The following is a 16,475-nucleotide window of genomic DNA, read 5'->3' on the forward strand; positions in this document are numbered from 1 at the left end:
ATTATTGGTTTAGGTATGCCGAATACATCCAAATGAGTTTTTCCTGCTCACGGATATAATCGCTCATCAAGGCATTGGTGCCCTCGTCGTCTGACTCTCCTGACATGTCCAGAAGTTCCCTTTCCAAAGGTAACAATACTTCGTAGCCATTTAAGATTTCTTGGATGGCCATATTGCCACTCGAAACATTTTTAGCGGCCTTGATTTTTGATAGCGCTGAGTAATCCCCGTAGGTATGGAGCGGAGTGAAGCCCAGTGTCAAAATCCGTTCAGCGATTTCATCAATTTTGACCAATGAATCATTGTAAAGTTCCTCAAATTTCACATGCAGTTCAAAAAACTTTTCGCCTTTGATGTTCCAGTGGAAACCACGGGCATTCATGTAAAATAATTGATAGTTGGCCAATAATTCATTGAGTTTATCGGCCAAGTCGCTCGAAGCCTGTTTATCCAGTCCTATTTGATTCAGTTTATTTGTCATATCAGCTTATTTTGATTTTACCCAAAGATAGCTTCAGGATATCAGTTTTACAGTGATATAAGTCACATAGACCAGGAATAAATCAATCATTTTTCTTTATCAAACTGATGGCGAATCCACCACCCTCCACCATGGGGACAGTAAGCGAAGATCCTTTGCTGATTTTGATCTCCTCAATGCTGATACCCGTAGGGTTGGTTTGGTAATGGGCATCGGCAGCATCTTTGTAAATAATGGCCTCATAAGTGACACCACCATCCAGAAAATGAAAATCAATAGTGACCTCCCGTGCGTTTTCATCGGTTATGCCGCCAACAAACCAATTGCCGGTTTCCCTTTCTTTTCGGGCTATGGTGACGTAATCGCCAACCTCTCCGTTCAATACATTGGTTTCGTCCCAATCCACACCTACATCCCTTATAAACTGGAATGCAGGCTGGCCTTCATAATTCTCGGGCAGGTCGCAAGCCATTTGTACCGGACTATAAATAACCACGTATAGGGCCAGTTGCTGCGCCAGGGTGGTACTGATATGGTTGTTATCCTTGGTTGGCAAACCTATGTCAAAAACACCGGGGGTAAAATCTATGGGTCCGGCCAACATTCTGGTAAAGGCCACAATGGGCAGGTGCTCGGCAGGGTTTCCACCATCGGCCGACCAGGCATTGAATTCTTGTCCACGAAGCCCTTCGCGGGCAATGGCGTTGGGATAGGTTCGTCGGATTCCTGTTGCTTTAATGGGTTCGTGCGCATTTATGGCCACCTTGTACTTGGCCCCGGTCTCCAATACTTTTCTATAATGGTTTACCATCCATTGACCATGGTGGTACTCGCCTTTTGGGATGATTTCCCCCACATAACCGGTTTTGACCGAATGGATACCCAATTGGTTCATCAGTTGGTAGGCAGTATCCAATTGTTGTTCATAGGTTCGCGGTGCCGCTGAGGTTTCGTGGTGCATAATGATTTCCACACCTTTTTCCTTGGCGTATCGGTTCAATTCCTCCAGATCGTAATCGGGGTAGGGGGTCACAAAATCGAATACGCCCTCGCGGTCTTCAAAACCTATCCAATGTTCCCATCCCGTATTCCAACCCTCTACCAAAACACCTGTAATGTTGTTTTTTGCGGCAAAGTCGATATAACGTTTGGTATTTTCAGTTGTGGCACCATGTTTGCCCGTAGGCTTTAAGTCGTTGGTGAACGTATTCATATCTTGGGACCCCGCATAGTCCCATGTGGACTTGCCTATATGCATTTCCCACCAGATGCCTACATATTTTTTGGGTTCGAACCAGTCTACATCACCCAATTTATTGGGCTCGTTAAGATTCACGATTAATTTTGATTCGATTAGATCTGTAGCCTGGTCGGCAATTTGAATGCTACGCCACGGTGTTTTAAAGGGCAGTTTCCTTTTTACTTTGTACCCCTTTATATCGGAACCCACCAATTCACTGGTCAAGAGCAAGGTTTCATTGTCGACCTTTAAAGTCATTCCGGCATAGTCAGTAAGATTGGCCTCATGAAAACTGAGGTGCAATCCATCCTCTCCGCGCATGGTCACGGGAGTGTTCACTGCATTTTCAGGAATGTAGGTCTGGGCAAGGTCCTCGTTATTTCTTTTGGATGTAGCATCGATTTCGGAAACTTTGGTGGTGTTGTACAAGTGTTCATAGATATCCCAATCGCCAGGAATCCAAAATGTAGTGTAATCCTCGGTCAACTGGAACTCGGTGTTCTCATCCATGATAATGATGCTGTCTACCCCTTGCTGTGGCAAAAACTCATAACGAAAGCCAACGCCATCGTCATAAGCCCTAAAATAGATATTGAATTTGCGGTTGGGAGCTTGGGTCTCTTCGAGCTCCACTTTGAGTTCATTGTAATGGTTCACGACCTCTTTTTGCTCACCCCAAGGCATTTCCCAGGTTTCATCGACCGTAGTTGTGGTTGAATTAACAATGCTCAGGTTTCCATCCAAGGCTTCCTGATCTTTGAAATCAAAGCTCATGGAGGAGGAGTCAATCACAATTTTGTTGTTGTGATTTACCAAATAATACGGCGTACCATCATCCGAAAGCTGAAAATCAATGGAATTGGTGCCGTTAGGCGATGCAACGGATAATTTTGCAGGTTCTTTGGTACAGGAAATAAGCGTGCCTATTACAAACAGCAGGGTAAGTGTTTTGTTCATCGTATTGATATTTAATCAATTATATATGTGGTAAACTAATTGTCCGTGATTGCGATTGGACCTATAATTTACTGAAAAATGAACAAAAAACCGAGACTTATCTGTGAATAGTTTGCAGTCTATCGGGACCTACGGATACTATCTTAATGGGTACGTTCAACCGCTCCTCCAAGAACGCGATATAGTCGTTCAGGGTTTCAGGTATATCCTCTGCCTTGGACAGTTTTGTAAGATCTTGGGACCATCCTTTCATCTCGGTGTACACAGGAGTTACGTATTCTTCCTCGATATTGTAGGGTAAATGCTGAATTTCTTCGCCTTTGTACTTGTAGGCCGTACAGACTTTGATGGTATCAAAACCGCTCAAAACATCGGCCTTCATCATCATAAGTTCTGTAACACCATTAATTTGGACCGCATATTTAAGGGCTATCAGATCCAACCAACCGCAACGTCGCGGTCTTCCTGTAGTGGCTCCGAACTCGTTGCCTATTTTGGCCATTTTGGCACCGTCCTCATCAAAAAGTTCGGTAGGGAAGGGGCCGCTTCCCACACGTGTGGTATATGCCTTAAAGATTCCCAATACACGTTTTATGTTGTTCGGAGCAACACCCAACCCCGTGCAAGCCCCAGCGGCAGTGGTGTTGGAGGATGTTACAAAGGGATAGGTTCCAAAGTCAATATCCAATAGGGAACCTTGTGCACCCTCGGCCAAGATTCTCTTTCCTTCTGCCTGTGCCTTGAAAATATATTCCTCGCTATCTATAAAGATCAATTTTTTAAGTGTTTCCACACCTTCGCAGAACTCCGCTTCCAATTCATCCAAATTGTACTGGATATCCACGTCGTAAAAATCGATCATGGCCTCATGCTTATCGGCCAAGGCACGGTATTTGGTTTTCCAATCATCAAACTCCAAATCCCCAACACGCATACCATTGCGGCCGGTTTTGTCCATATAAGTTGGCCCGATACCTTTTAGGGTAGAGCCGATTTTGGCCTTTCCTTTAGAAGCTTCAGATGCGGCATCCAACAAACGGTGCGTCGGTAGAATAAGGTGAGCTTTTCTGGAAATAAAGAGCTTGGATTCAATATCAATATTGAACTTTTCCAAGTTGTCCAATTCTTTCTTGAATATGACAGGGTCTATCACAACCCCATTGCCCACAACATTAATGGCGTTTTCATGAAATATGCCGGATGGGATGGTGTGTAAAACGTGTTTTATACCATCAAACTCCAGGGTGTGTCCAGCATTTGGACCTCCTTGAAATCTGGCGATAATATCGTATTCCTTGGTCAGTACATCAACAATTTTTCCTTTTCCTTCGTCTCCCCATTGGAGTCCAAGCAATAAATCTACCATGTAATGTTCGGGTTATTCGGTTAGGTTTTCTTCTTTGTTTCGAGTTCCGTAGAAATATAATGAGTGATTGTTGATCTTGATGTCAAAAACCTCTTCAATTGTTTTTTTGATGGATTGGATGCGCGGGTCACAAAATTCCACTACTTCGCCAGTGTCCGTTAAGATCACATGGTCATGCTGGCGGTCAAAATATGATTTTTCGTACTGGGCCTGGTTTTTGCCAAACTGATGCTTGCGTACCAACTTGCTCTCCAACAATAGTTCAATGGTATTGTAGAGCGTGGCCCGGCTTACCCGATAGTTTTTGGTCTTCATCTTAATGTAGAGGGATTCCACATCAAAATGATCGTCACTATCATAAATCTCCTGTAAAATGGCGTAGCGTTCAGGGGTTTTGCGGTGTCCTTTCTCCTCTAAGAACGAGGTGAACACGTTTTTTACAATTTCCTGATTTTTATTGTTTCCCATAGCTCGTTATACTCTATGCTAATGCACAAAGGTACAGTTAAAAATTAAATTCTGGTTACTTTATCTATACCTTCGACTTGCTTTAAACTGTTCATCAAACGTTTAAGGATATTGTTGTTTTTGACCACAAGTGTGATTTTCCCTTTAAAGGTACCGCCATCGGCACTAAAGTTGAGGTTGCGCATGTTCACGTGCATGTTTTCCGAGATGATTTTGGTAATATCCTTGACCAATCCCATATTATCAATTCCCGTGATTTTGATATCAACGGAGAATTCTTCCTGTGAGGAATCTATCCATTTGGCACTAATGATCCGGTAGGCATAGTTGGATTGCAAAGAAATGGCGTTCGGGCAGTTCTTTTTGTGCACCTTGATGCCATCGTTTACACTGACAAAACCAAACACTTCGTCCCCGGGAATAGGATTACAGCATTGGGAGAGTTTATAGTTGAGCCTTTCCTCTTCCTTTCCAAAAACGAGTAGATCATATTTGGTGGTGATCTCATTTTTATCAACATCTTTTGGAGCTGGGGTCTTGCGAATCCTGTTCTTAAAGAAATTGATGAACGCATTGTGATAGGATGAAGAGAAGTCTTTTAACTTATCGTTGTCAATGACCCCGATACCCACGCGGTAAAAGAGATCCAAGCTTGTCTTCAGCTTGAAGAAGGTCACCAATTTGTTTACGGTGTCCTCGTTCAGGTTGATTTTTTGTGCCTTCAGTTTACGGCGCAAAATTTCCTTCCCTTCCGCAGCAACCTCTTTTTTCTCCTCGCTAAGTGACGATTTTATTTTAGACCTGGCCCGGGCCGTTTGTGCATAGTCCAACCAGGTTTGGGTAGGTTTTGCACTCTCCGAGGTTATGATTTCCACTTGATCGCCGCTACGTAGCTTGGTGCCCAAGGGCACCAATTTACCGTTGACCTTTGCGCCTCGGGTCTTCATCCCGATTTCGGTGTGAATATTGAACGCGAAGTCCAAGGCGGTAGCACCTTTGGGCATCGATTTTAGATCTCCTTTGGGCGTGAACACAAATATTTCCTTGGAATAGAGGTTTAGCTTGAACTCCTCTACAAAATCAACGGCGTTGCCATTGGCACTTTCCAAAGCTTCTTGCAATTTGTTCAACCATTCCTCAATGCCCTGTTCTTTTTGTGCCCCATGCTTGTATTTAAAGTGCGCTGCATAGCCTTTTTCTGCAATCTCGTGCATGCGCTCACTTCTGATCTGTACCTCTACCCATTTTCCTTTTGGACCCATAACGGTAATGTGCAGTGCTTCATACCCTGTGGATTTGGGTGAAGTGATCCAATCTCGCAGCCGAATGGGATTCGGGGTAAAGTGATCCGTTACGATGGAATATATTTTCCAAGCCAGGAACTTTTCGTTTTTTCTATCGGATTTGTATATGATACGTATGGCAAACTTGTCGTAGACCTCATCAAAAGTCACGTTTTGTGCCTTCATCTTCCTTCGGATGGAGAAGATGGACTTCATACGGCCCTTGATATAGTAGTTGAGCCCTTCCTTGTCCAAAGAAGTTCGGATGACATTAGCGAAATCCTCTATATAGGCGGCGCTTTCTTCTTCGGTATCCTCTCTTTTGGCGGAGATATCATTGTAAACTTCGGGTTCCGTGTATTTTAGCGAAAGGTCTTCAAGATGCGTTTTGATGTTGTACAGTCCAATTCTGTGGGCCAAAGGGGCGTAGATGTACAAGGTTTCCGATGCAATTTTAACCTGCTTGTGCTCTGGCATGGAATCCATGGTGAGCATATTGTGGTAACGGTCCGCTATTTTAATGATGATTACCCGAACATCATCATGCAGGGTCAATAGCATTTTACGGAAGTTCTCCGCTTGCTGACTGATGTCCTTGTCCTTCTTTAAATGTGCAATCTTGGTAAGACCGTCCACGATCCGGGCAACTGTCTCTCCGAACATCCGTTCAATGTCGTCCAAAGTGTAGGCGGTATCCTCAACAACATCGTGGAGTAGGGCAGAGGCAATGGAAACGGCGTCCAGCCCAATTTCCGAAGCAACAATTTTGGCCACGGCAATCGGATGGAAAATATAAGCTTCCCCAGATTTTCTTCGCTGGTCCTTATGGGCATCAACGGCCACATCAAAAGCGGAACGGATCAACTTCTTGTCCTCATCCGTCAGCGTTTGGTAGCTTATGCGAAGTAATTCCTTGTACTGCTTCGCAATCTCCTTGTTCTCTTTTTCAATAGCAGCCTCTGTCATAGTATTTTAAATTTACTACAATCTTATTATCTAACCAACAAAATCTATGCCTTTAGGTTTCGGATACGCTCCACCAAAGGTGGGTGGGAATAGTGGACAAAAACGTAGGCGGGATGTGGCGTTAAGTTGCTCAAGCTTTTCTTTGATAGTTTTTTTAATGATGAAACCAAAGGTGTCGCGGCAAATGTCGTTTTGGCAAAATCATCGGCCTGGAACTCGAATTTCCTTGATAAATAGTTCATGATCAATCCTGTCAATTCCGAAATTGGACTGTACAATAGCGCAAACCCTACCAAAGCAGCATGAAAACTTGGCGTGGACACTCCGATGGCCAACGATATTTCTGGATGGTTGATGAACAACGATAGTATAAAAAGCGTCAATCCCGTGGTCAATAAAGAAACCATTAGGTTCACAATGATGTGTTTGCGTTTGTAATGACCTACCTCATGGGCCAAGACCGCCACGATTTCATCCTCGCTCAGATCGTTGATCAATGTATCGAACAAGGTAATGCGCTTTTCCTTTCCAAAACCTGAAAAATAGGCGTTTGCCTTGGTAGACCTTTTGGAACCATCGATCACAAAAATATTTTGAAGTTCAAAACCCACTTTTTGGGCATAATTTTCAATAGAACTCTTAAGACTTCCATCCTCAAGAGGTGTTTGCTTATTGAATAACGGAACGATCAACCTGCTGTAAAATAAATTGATGAACAAGATGAAAACACCGACTGCTATCCAAGCGTATATCCAAAAATTGGGTCCTGTGGATTGGTAGAACAGCATAAACAGTGTCAAAATACCACCACCTAGAATGATGGTGAGAAGGCCACCTTTTATTTTGTCGGATAAAAAGGTGGATTTGGTGGTTTTGTTGAACCCGTATTCTTCCTCGATCACAAAGGTTCGGTAATAGGAAAAGGGGAGTCCCAGTATAGCACTTCCCAGCATAATGATTCCGAAGAAGATCAAAGCCATCGGGATACTTTCCTCTGTTATGGAGCGCGTGAGTTGGTCCACCCATTCAAAACCGCCGAAAGCAAGAAAACAAATGGTCAGTACCAATGAAAATCCATCGGAAATAACACCGAATTTGTAATTTGTCCGTTTATATTGTTGGGATTTTTGATACTCATTCTCATCAAAAACATCGGCAAGTTCAGGGGGTAAAGTAGATTTGAAACGCTTGGCGTTCAGGTATTCCAAATACTGGTGAACCAGGTATTGGACCACAAGAATGGCCAGAATGACATAAAAGAGCATATTTTTTTCCATAGCTTAAAATCCGCGCTGGCGCTTCGCCTCAAATATAAGTATTGCGGCGGATACCGAAACATTCATGGAGTCTATTTCTCCCTGCATCGGTATGATTATGTTTTGGTCGGAATTTTGAAGCCATTTTTCTGTTAATCCAGTAGCCTCCGTGCCCATTACAAGGGCAGAAGCGGCTTTAAAATCACAATCCACATAATTTTTTGAAGCGGTCAGGGCAGCACAGTAAATTTTGATTTGGTTGGTTTGTAAAAATTCAATGATTTCGTCCGTTGTTCCCACCCCAATCTGGTTGGTAAAAAGACAACCCACGCTGGAACGGATAATGTTTGGACTATATAGGTCGGATTTGGGATTTGCGATAAGAACGGCATCGACAGCAGCGGCATCGGCAGTGCGCAACAATGCGCCGATATTGCCCGGTTTTTCAGGAGCCTCGGCAACCAACACCAATGGTGTTTTAGTCTCGAAGGAGATATGCTCCAAAGCATGGTTTTTGGATTGCACAAGCCCAATAACACCTTCCGTGGTGCCCCGATGTGCAACTTTGCCGTAAACGCTTTCGGAAACTTGTATGATTTCTGGGTTTGAAACTTTGGTGAGAGCATCAACAGAACTGGAATTCATGATTTCGGGACAAAATAGAAGGGTTTGTAGTGTATACCCTCCCTTTTTGGCCAATTCAATTTCCCGCTGTCCTTCAACAACAAAAAGCCCACTTTTTCTCCTTTCACGCGATTTCTCTTTGAGGAGCAGGACTTTTTTTATCAAAGGGTTTTGGGCACTACTAATCAGTTTAGCTTCCATACAGTTGGTAAAAATAGCCATTCCTGTAATTAAACAAAGGGGTTTTCGACCAACTGGTAAAAACCTTATCATGAATAAATTAACCATCCTATTGCTTTTTATGGGCTTGATTGCCTGCAAGCAAAACCCCAAAACAGAAAAAACTGAAGTTCCGATTCAACAGGAAATCGTGGTGGACGAAGCTGTTTATCCTGATGCCTTGACGAAGGTTTTTGAGGCCCATGGAGGTTTGAAACAGTGGAAAGCACAGCGCACATTGTCATTTGTACTCCCCAAACCAAATTTACCTGAAACGCACACCATTGATCTTCGGACAAGAATGGATAGAATTGACACCGACCAATTTTCCATGGGTTTTGATGGCGAACGAGCTTGGCTTTTGAATGGAAGCGGGAGTTATGAAGGTGATGCAGGTTTTTATCACAATTTGATGTTTTATTTCTATGGCATGCCCTTTGTTTTAGCGGATGATGGCATCATGTATTCCGCTACTGAGGATTTAGCATATGAAGGCAAAAGATATCCGGGACTACAAATAGCTTATGAATCAGGAGTTGGGGCTTCATCTAAAGATGAATACTACATTCATTTTGATCCTGAAAGTAATAAAATGACCTGGTTGGGCTACACGGTGACTTACCGGTCTGGAGAAAGTTCGGATAACGTGAGATGGATACATTATGCGGATTGGCAAGAAGTGAACGGATTGGTGTTGCCAAAATCCATCACTTGGCATAACTATGAGGGAAGTAAAATTTTAGAACCAGCCAGTACGATTACCTTTGAGAGTGTCACTGTCAGCGAGAATCCTCGAGAGGATGATTTTTATGTCAAGCCCGAAAACGGGGAATATGTGCCCGTCAACATACAATAGATATAGAAGTTGAATTGATTGTTGTTCCGTCAACCTGAACTTGATTCAGGTTCTCATATTGATTTTACAATCAACTGGATAAGATTCTGAAATAAATTCAGAATGACGCTTTCCAAGGAATTTTAAGTAGTAATAGCAAAACAAAAAAGGCGCTCCTCAGAGCGCCTTTTGATATTTAGGACTACTGTCCTTCATTTTGTCGTTCGTATTTGCCCATGTACCGTTTCCATAATTCGGTCTGGTGGGTTTCCAACGAAACGTCCCTACCATCAATAAAGGCTTTGGAAAGTTGGTTGGTTCTCATGTCCAATGCATCCCCTTGAGAAATAAATAGGGTGGCACTCTTACCTTCTTCCAAAGTTCCGTACATATCGTCGATGCCCAAAATTTTGGCGGTATTGCCAGTGATCAATTGAAGTGCTGTCTCCTTACCCAGACCTTGTGCCACGGTTTGCCCGGCGTAAAAGGCCAAGTTTCTTGCTTGGAAATTGGCAGCTCCTTCGTTTTGTAAACCAACTAAAAGCCCCGCATCCACCAAGATTTTTGGTAATTTATACGTGATATCATAATCGTCATCTTCAAAACTAGGTAAGGAATGTGTTCGCTCCAATAATACGGCAACATTGTTTTCTTTTAGAAAATCCGTTATTTTATTCGCTCTGTATCCGCCAACGATGACCACATGTGCTACGCCCATATTCTTGGCAAAGGTCACGGCATCGGTAATTTCCTTTTCTCCATCGGTATGGATGTAGAGTCGCTGGGATCCATCAAAAAGTCCCTGCATGGCTGCAAAGGGCAAGTTTTTCTCATCTTCGCCAGCTTTTCCGTAGGCGATGGAATTCTGGAAGAACATTTTAATGTCATCGATTTCTTTTCCATAATCCTCGTTGGGAATATAGCCTCTTTCCTCACCGGCCCACCAACGGCCCCTTCTAAAAAAGTTGGGCCAGTTCATGTGGATGCCGTCGTCTGTTTTCAAAGCGGCATCTTCCCAGTTCCATGCATCGAACTGGACAATACTGGAAGTTCCTGAAATGGTACCTCCCTGTGGTGTTACCTGTCCAATGAGAACACCGTTCGGACGCATACTTTCCACTACTTTGGATTCTGCGTTGTAAGCGATCAAACTGCGGACATGTGGAATCATTTCGCCGATTTCATCTTGGTCGTCACTTGCCCTAACGGCATCTACTTCCACCAAACCTAGGGATTTGGAGGGTGCGATAAAGCCAGGGTATACGTGTTTGCCTTCGGCATTGATCATGGTGCCAATGGTCGGTGCCATCAAATCTGCTCCAATGGCCGTGATTTTTCCATCCTTAAAAATGATGGTACAGTTCTCTATCACCTCTCCATTACCGATATGGGCGGTAGCACCAATAATGGCAATCTGTTCGGATTGAGGTGGGGCCGGGGTTTGCTGTGCGTTCAATGAAACCCCTAAAACAATTGCTATGATTAAAAATATTCTTTTCATGGTCTATTTTTTAAAGGGTGTCACAATTAAACTCTTCTTTCTTGCTCTGAACGGGAGTTCTGGATTTTTTACCCTTTTTGTTCTCGTTCAACATCATTCCGATCAACTGGTTACGTTCCTTTTTGATGGATTCCCTTAGCTTTTTGTCTTTTTCCAGATCAAAATAAACTTTTCCTTCAATCAAGGTTTTTTCAGCCTTGGCATATACGGATAGCGGGTGGTCTGTCCACAGTACTACATCAGCATCTTTACCTTCTTCTATACTGCCTACGCGGTCGTCCAAGTGAAGAAGTTTGGCTGGATTCAATGTGACCATTTTCCAGGCTTCGATTTCAGACATACCTCCGTATTTTACCGTTTTGGCAGCCTCTTGGTTCAATCGTCTGGACATTTCAGCATCATCACTGTTGATGGCCACGGTCACCCCCTGACTGGTCATAATGGCAGCATTGTAAGGAATCGCATCGTTCACTTCGTATTTGTAGGCCCACCAGTCACTGAACGTGCCACCGCCGACACCGTGCTCGGCCATTTTATCGGCCACTTTGTAACCTTCCAAAATATGGGTAAAGGTGTTCACACGGAAGTCAAATTTCTCGGCGACTTTCATCATCATGTTGATTTCACTCTGCACATAGGAGTGGCAAGAAATAAAACGCTCCGCGTTCAAGATTTCGGCCAAGGTTTCCATTTCCTCATCATGGCGGTAAGCTTGCCCGCTCTTTTTCTTTTCATCGTATTCCTTTGCGCGTTGGAAGTAATCGGTGTACACTTGCTCCACACCCATCCTTGTTTGCGGGAAACGGGAATAGCTGCCCCAGTTGGACTGCTTTACATTCTCTCCCAAAGCAAATTTGATGAACTTGGGCGAGTTGTCGAAGATCATATCTTCAGCACTTTCTCCCCACTTTAACCGCAATATGGCAGATTGTCCACCGATAGGGTTGGCAGAACCATGCAGCAATTGGGCGGTAGTGACACCACCAGCCAAATCACGGTAAATGGCAACGTCTTTTGGGTCAACAACATCTTCCATACGAACTTCGGCGGAGGAATTGTGACCACCTTCGTTAATGGATAGTGCGGCAATGTGTGTGTGCTCGTCAATGATACCGGCGGTCAAGTGCTTTCCTGTGGCATCGACCACCGTGGCACCTCCTGCACGCAGGTCTTTCCCCACTTTGGAAATCTTGCCTTTTTTGATGAGTACATCGGTGTTTTCCAAAATGGTCTCGCCGGTCCAAACCGTAGCATTTTTGAAAAGGATGTCTTCTTGTTCTGGCTTTTCCTTATAACCATATCCAACATTGGGATAGGTCAGTGCCATAAGCTGAGGTTTCTCGCCAGCGTCGTCATCTTTTGATTTTTCCTCAAACGAAGAGGTTTTGGTCATTGTGGCAGAAGTTTCATCGCCATTGGGAAGCACCACGTTTCCTTTAATGGTTTCGGAACCGGGCAGAACATGGGCAACCATGCGGTAAGAACCAATATTGTCCTCACTGAAAGAGATGTTCAACCAGTCTCCTGTATAATCGATCTGAGAGTCTACCGATTCGTCTCCTTTTTTGATTTCAGCCTTTGGTTTGTCAGCATCTCCCGTCAAAGAAACTTTGTAGGTTGTCCCGTTGACCGCAAGGTCGTAATCGCCTCGGATATCGATGACATCCATACTTTCAATAATATTCTTGGTTCCTTGGACCCAGTTTTCGTAAAGGGTGGTTTCTTTTTCAAAAATATCGCCTGAAGTGATCAAGAAGTTGGCTTGGCTTCCAGTTTGCAGTGAACCAATCTCACTGGATTTCCCTAAAATCTCGGCGGGAACAGTAGTCAATGCTTCCAAAGCCTTAGTTTTTGAAAGTCCATAAGTAATGGCCTTAAAGATTTTTTCCTTCAGCTCTTTTGGGGATTTAAGGCCATGCAACGTAATGGAGAATTCAACACCGTTGTCCGCCAAAACTTTTGGATTGGATGGCGCCAAGTTCCAGTGTCTCATATCCTTCAAGGCAATATATTTAGCTTGATAAGGGTTGGATACATCAAATGCATCCGGAAAATCAAGAGGTAAAATCAATTTGGCGTTGGTGGCTTTTATTTGATCAATACGCTCGTATTCATCACCGCCTGCCAAAATAGTGTATTGAATCCCGAAAAGGTCTCCGATTTTATCGGCACGTAGTACGTTGCCATTGTCTCCGGCAGCGTAAATCTGAGTCAACCCTTTGTTGTCGATAAGCGCTTCCAAAGAACGGTCTTTGGTATCCACGTTGCCTTTGCTGTACCAGTCCATGTCGTAATACACCTGACGCATCAAGGCCATGGACCCCATCAAGGAACCTGGGTATGATTGTCTTGATGCTCTGCTCTTCTGGAAAGAAAAGTACTGTGCGGATTTATCGGAAAGGATGCGTTGTGCTTCGGACGCTTCGTCATTCAAAGCGACCAATAGGCCTGTACCCCTTGCAATACCATCTTCGATATGTGCATTGATGGTTCCGAAACCTGCGTTTCTCAGTTCTTTGGCCTTTTTTTCATCATACTTAAAATTGTTGATGGCATCATTTTCGGGCATTATGTGGTCGTTCCAGTAAAACCCTTCCCTTGTTGGACCGTATTGTGCGGACCTTCCGCTGCTGCTGGCTCTTTTTGGGAGTTCCACACCAAATCCTGAAAATACATCGATAAATGATGGATAAATGGATTTTCCGCCCAGGTCCTCCACGACCGCATTCTTTGGAATGCTTACGGATTTACCCACTTCCACCACTTTACCGTTTTGTATCAGCAAGGTGCCATTGTTGATGATTTGTGTGGGGGTTACATAGATCTTGGCATTGGTAAATGCCGTGTAATTGTTGTTTTTCTTTGCCTTTACACCATCATTTATAGGAAAATAATCCTGTGCAAACAAAGAAACACTGCCCATGAAGAGAAATAGGGCCAAAAGTTTTAGTTTCATAAGGTTTGAATTGAATTAGTCGCTTTAAAGGTAACCTTTGTGAAAGGACCCCACAAGTTTCAAAGACCGCTCAATTGCTTGTTTCGGTGATTGATGATAAGGCCTACTACGGCATTGTAACTTTTGATACCTTCTTTTTGGTTGTTTGCCTTCAAAAATGTGTTGAATACGGATTTGAATACGGGCTCCATGGGGTTCTCATATTTTTCCCAAAATTCACGCAGTTCATTGAAATTTTCTTTTACACCTGGATTGATGGCGGCAACGATTTTATTGTATTGTTCCTCATCTTTATGAAAAAGGTCGGTAAGGCAGTAGCCCAGGGCATGATGGTAAGCTGAATACTTGAAATACGGGTCGTGGCTTTCTGATGTAACCAAAAATCCGATAAAATTGGTGGCGCCTTCGGCAGAGTACCCCAATTGATGACCTACTTCGTGGCAGCTTACTGTGGGCAACCTGAACTTTGGGGTAATGCCGTTTACCTGTGCCTCATTGGTAAAAGGATTAAGGTAACCCCCATATCCCATAAAAGTCAATGGAACGCTATAAATGGATGATTTTAGGCTGCGATGTTCATACCCGAAATCGGGGTATTGCTTTGCAAAGTTGACATAGGCTTCTTCCGTCTTGGCAAAGATTTGCTTTTTGGAGTAGGGGATGTGCACGGGAGAGACGGTATCTCCTGTCAGTTCCCATTGATATTGGTTTGTTTGGATGACAATGTATTGGGTCAGTTCAACCAATTCATCAACGGTATATTCGCGATCAATGCCCAGTTTCCAGTTAATGGGTTGGCGATGGTAATTCATGCCCCAAAGCAGATGAAAGGCAAAAAATACGATAGAAAGCACCACAACAATATCCTTTAGGAACCAAAGTGGCTTACGTTTGATGCTTTTCCAATGTTTGTAAATGTATCGAATTGCCAAAATGACCAGGGTTGTATAAACCAAATCCCCGAAGGAAAAAGGAATCCAACCAAACAATATTCTTAAAAAACCTGAAATGTATGGGTAGATGCCATTGCTGTAATATGTTTCCACAAAATCGGGATAGCTGCCCATCCATTTTACCAATATGATTTGTAGAGGTAGGGCAATGGCGATAATGTTCTTGGTTCTTTGTCTCATCAAGAATTGAGCAATTTATTTTTGGCAATTAAAAAAGCCGCACGGAAAAGTACGGCTTTTTTTAAGTTTGGCTTTTGGAATTTTATTATTGGATTCCAACAATTTCTATATCAAAAACCAAGGTGGAGCCACCAGGGATAGGGCCATAATCATTATCGCCATACCCTAAATGCGGAGGGATGAACAAACGAACCTTGTCTCCAACTTTCATGGTCAACAATCCTTCCCGGAAACCTGCAGCCAATTGAGCATCGGGGCTATAATCCATAGGAAATGGTCTGTAACCTCCCTGATCTCTCCTTCCGGGGTTCAGTTGGTTGAATTGTTCGGCAACTTCTTCGATGTTGCTGTCGAACAAATCCCCGTTGAACAACCAACCTGCATAGTTTACCAATACTTTTTGGCCCACTTTTGGTTGCTCTCCATCGCCTTCTTCCAGTTTTAAGATACGAAGCCCACTATTGGTTTCTTCGGCCTCCTCAATCTGTTCGGTAAAATTGGCTACCAAATCTTCCTTCATTTTCTTAAAGGCTTCTTCGGCTGCATTAGCTTCTTCGAAATAGTCACTCATGATCTGAACAGCATCGAATTGTCTGGCCTCCTTACCATTGCGCACAATTTCCACATGGTCCATCACAACATCGGTTACAGGTCTGTCGCCAGCACCTGTCTCTACATTGGCAATGGAATCAACTACATCCATGCCTGCCACTACTTCTCCGAAAACAGTATGCTTGTCATTCAACCATGGAGTGGCCTTGTGCGTGATGAAAAATTGACTGCTGTTTGTTTTTGGACCTCTGTTGGCCATGGAAAGGATTCCTTTTTTGGAATGTCTCAAGGAATCATTGAACTCATCATTAAAAGTGTAGCCAATATTACCGCTTCCACTACCGGTCGGGTCTCCACCCTGAATCATAAAATCTTTAATGACCCTGTGAAATACAATACCGTCATAGAATTTTTTGTCTTTGTATTCATCGTTAACAAAAGGGTTTTTCCCTTCGGCCAAGGAAACAAAGTTTGCTACTGTGACTGGGGTTTTTTGGTATTCCAGTTGAATGATGATATCCCCTTTGGCGGTCTGGATATCAGCAAAAATACCATCGCCCAAATCAGCGTATTTGCTCGATTTGCACCCTATGATCACTAGGAGGAATAATGGTATGATGTAAAATAATTTCTTCATT

12 protein-coding genes are annotated in these 16,475 nt (G+C 43.5%); 1 reads left to right on the top strand and 11 read right to left on the bottom strand.

The annotated features are described in order from the left end of the window. Position 1: 1 nt before the first annotated feature. The 7 genes from EO132_RS18670 to EO132_RS18700 all read right to left on the bottom strand — a co-directional run bounded on the left by EO132_RS18670 (position 2) and on the right by EO132_RS18700 (position 8,863). Complete coding sequence (locus EO132_RS18670; protein ID WP_127139318.1) at positions 2 to 481, bottom strand: Dps family protein; 480 nt, start codon at positions 479 to 481, stop codon at positions 2 to 4. 82 nt (positions 482 to 563) lie between these two features. Next, on the bottom strand, positions 564 to 2,678 hold the full coding sequence (locus EO132_RS18675; RefSeq protein WP_127139319.1) for a glycoside hydrolase family 97 protein: 2,115 nt from the start codon (positions 2,676 to 2,678) through the stop codon (positions 564 to 566). Positions 2,679 to 2,775: 97 nt separating this feature from the next. Further along, positions 2,776 to 4,044: an adenylosuccinate synthase gene (locus EO132_RS18680; protein ID WP_127139320.1), complete on the bottom strand. Its 1,269-nt coding sequence runs from the start codon at positions 4,042 to 4,044 to the stop codon at positions 2,776 to 2,778. Between the two features lie 12 nt (positions 4,045 to 4,056). Continuing rightward, positions 4,057 to 4,512 (bottom strand): Fur family transcriptional regulator, encoded by a 456-nt coding sequence (locus tag EO132_RS18685; RefSeq protein WP_127139321.1) that lies wholly within the window; start codon positions 4,510 to 4,512, stop codon positions 4,057 to 4,059. Positions 4,513 to 4,556: 44 nt separating this feature from the next. Further along, complete coding sequence (locus EO132_RS18690; protein WP_127139322.1) at positions 4,557 to 6,761, bottom strand: RelA/SpoT family protein; 2,205 nt, start codon at positions 6,759 to 6,761, stop codon at positions 4,557 to 4,559. Positions 6,762 to 6,805: 44 nt separating this feature from the next. After that, positions 6,806 to 8,038 (bottom strand): M48 family metallopeptidase, encoded by a 1,233-nt coding sequence (locus tag EO132_RS18695; protein WP_127139323.1) that lies wholly within the window; start codon positions 8,036 to 8,038, stop codon positions 6,806 to 6,808. A gap of 3 nt (positions 8,039 to 8,041) precedes the next feature. Then, positions 8,042 to 8,863: a TrmH family RNA methyltransferase gene (locus EO132_RS18700; protein ID WP_127139324.1), complete on the bottom strand. Its 822-nt coding sequence runs from the start codon at positions 8,861 to 8,863 to the stop codon at positions 8,042 to 8,044. A 49-nt stretch (positions 8,864 to 8,912) separates the two neighbouring features. Between EO132_RS18700 and EO132_RS18705 the strand changes: the two genes are divergently transcribed. After that, positions 8,913 to 9,716: a DUF6503 family protein gene (locus EO132_RS18705; RefSeq protein WP_127139325.1), complete on the top strand. Its 804-nt coding sequence runs from the start codon at positions 8,913 to 8,915 to the stop codon at positions 9,714 to 9,716. Positions 9,717 to 9,897: 181 nt separating this feature from the next. Here EO132_RS18705 and EO132_RS18710 read toward each other — a convergent pair whose 3' ends face one another. The 4 genes from EO132_RS18710 to EO132_RS18725 form a co-directional block, all read right to left on the bottom strand. After that, the gene (locus EO132_RS18710) at positions 9,898 to 11,196 is read right to left on the bottom strand and encodes an amidohydrolase family protein (protein WP_127139326.1); all 1,299 of its coding nucleotides are present in this window, start codon (positions 11,194 to 11,196) and stop codon (positions 9,898 to 9,900) included. A gap of 10 nt (positions 11,197 to 11,206) precedes the next feature. Further along, positions 11,207 to 14,152 carry an amidohydrolase family protein gene (locus EO132_RS18715; protein WP_127139327.1) on the bottom strand — a complete coding sequence of 982 codons (2,946 nt, stop codon included), beginning with the start codon at positions 14,150 to 14,152 and terminating at the stop codon, positions 11,207 to 11,209. Positions 14,153 to 14,211: 59 nt separating this feature from the next. After that, a complete protein-coding gene (locus tag EO132_RS18720) occupies positions 14,212 to 15,285 on the bottom strand; it encodes a DUF3810 domain-containing protein (protein WP_127139328.1) in 1,074 nt (357 codons plus the stop codon). Positions 15,286 to 15,370: 85 nt separating this feature from the next. Continuing rightward, positions 15,371 to 16,474: a peptidylprolyl isomerase gene (locus EO132_RS18725; protein ID WP_127139329.1), complete on the bottom strand. Its 1,104-nt coding sequence runs from the start codon at positions 16,472 to 16,474 to the stop codon at positions 15,371 to 15,373. Position 16,475 lies beyond the last annotated feature (1 nt).

Source organism: Flagellimonas oceanensis (genome assembly GCF_003992595.1).
Taxonomy (GTDB): domain Bacteria; phylum Bacteroidota; class Bacteroidia; order Flavobacteriales; family Flavobacteriaceae; genus Flagellimonas; species Flagellimonas oceanensis.

Excerpts from the sequence above, each read along its gene's own strand:
- EO132_RS18670 (WP_127139318.1), bottom strand. The coding sequence starts at position 481 with ATGACAAATAAACTGAATCAAATAGGACTGGATAAACAGGCTTCGAGC.
- EO132_RS18675 (WP_127139319.1), bottom strand. The coding sequence starts at position 2,678 with ATGAACAAAACACTTACCCTGCTGTTTGTAATAGGCACGCTTATTTCC.
- EO132_RS18680 (WP_127139320.1), bottom strand. The coding sequence starts at position 4,044 with ATGGTAGATTTATTGCTTGGACTCCAATGGGGAGACGAAGGAAAAGGA.
- EO132_RS18685 (WP_127139321.1), bottom strand. The coding sequence starts at position 4,512 with ATGGGAAACAATAAAAATCAGGAAATTGTAAAAAACGTGTTCACCTCG.
- EO132_RS18690 (WP_127139322.1), bottom strand. The coding sequence starts at position 6,761 with ATGACAGAGGCTGCTATTGAAAAAGAGAACAAGGAGATTGCGAAGCAG.
- EO132_RS18695 (WP_127139323.1), bottom strand. The coding sequence starts at position 8,038 with ATGGAAAAAAATATGCTCTTTTATGTCATTCTGGCCATTCTTGTGGTC.
- EO132_RS18700 (WP_127139324.1), bottom strand. The coding sequence starts at position 8,863 with ATGGCTATTTTTACCAACTGTATGGAAGCTAAACTGATTAGTAGTGCC.
- EO132_RS18705 (WP_127139325.1), top strand. The coding sequence starts at position 8,913 with ATGAATAAATTAACCATCCTATTGCTTTTTATGGGCTTGATTGCCTGC.
- EO132_RS18710 (WP_127139326.1), bottom strand. The coding sequence starts at position 11,196 with ATGAAAAGAATATTTTTAATCATAGCAATTGTTTTAGGGGTTTCATTG.
- EO132_RS18715 (WP_127139327.1), bottom strand. The coding sequence starts at position 14,152 with ATGAAACTAAAACTTTTGGCCCTATTTCTCTTCATGGGCAGTGTTTCT.
- EO132_RS18720 (WP_127139328.1), bottom strand. The coding sequence starts at position 15,285 with ATGAGACAAAGAACCAAGAACATTATCGCCATTGCCCTACCTCTACAA.
- EO132_RS18725 (WP_127139329.1), bottom strand. The coding sequence starts at position 16,474 with ATGAAGAAATTATTTTACATCATACCATTATTCCTCCTAGTGATCATA.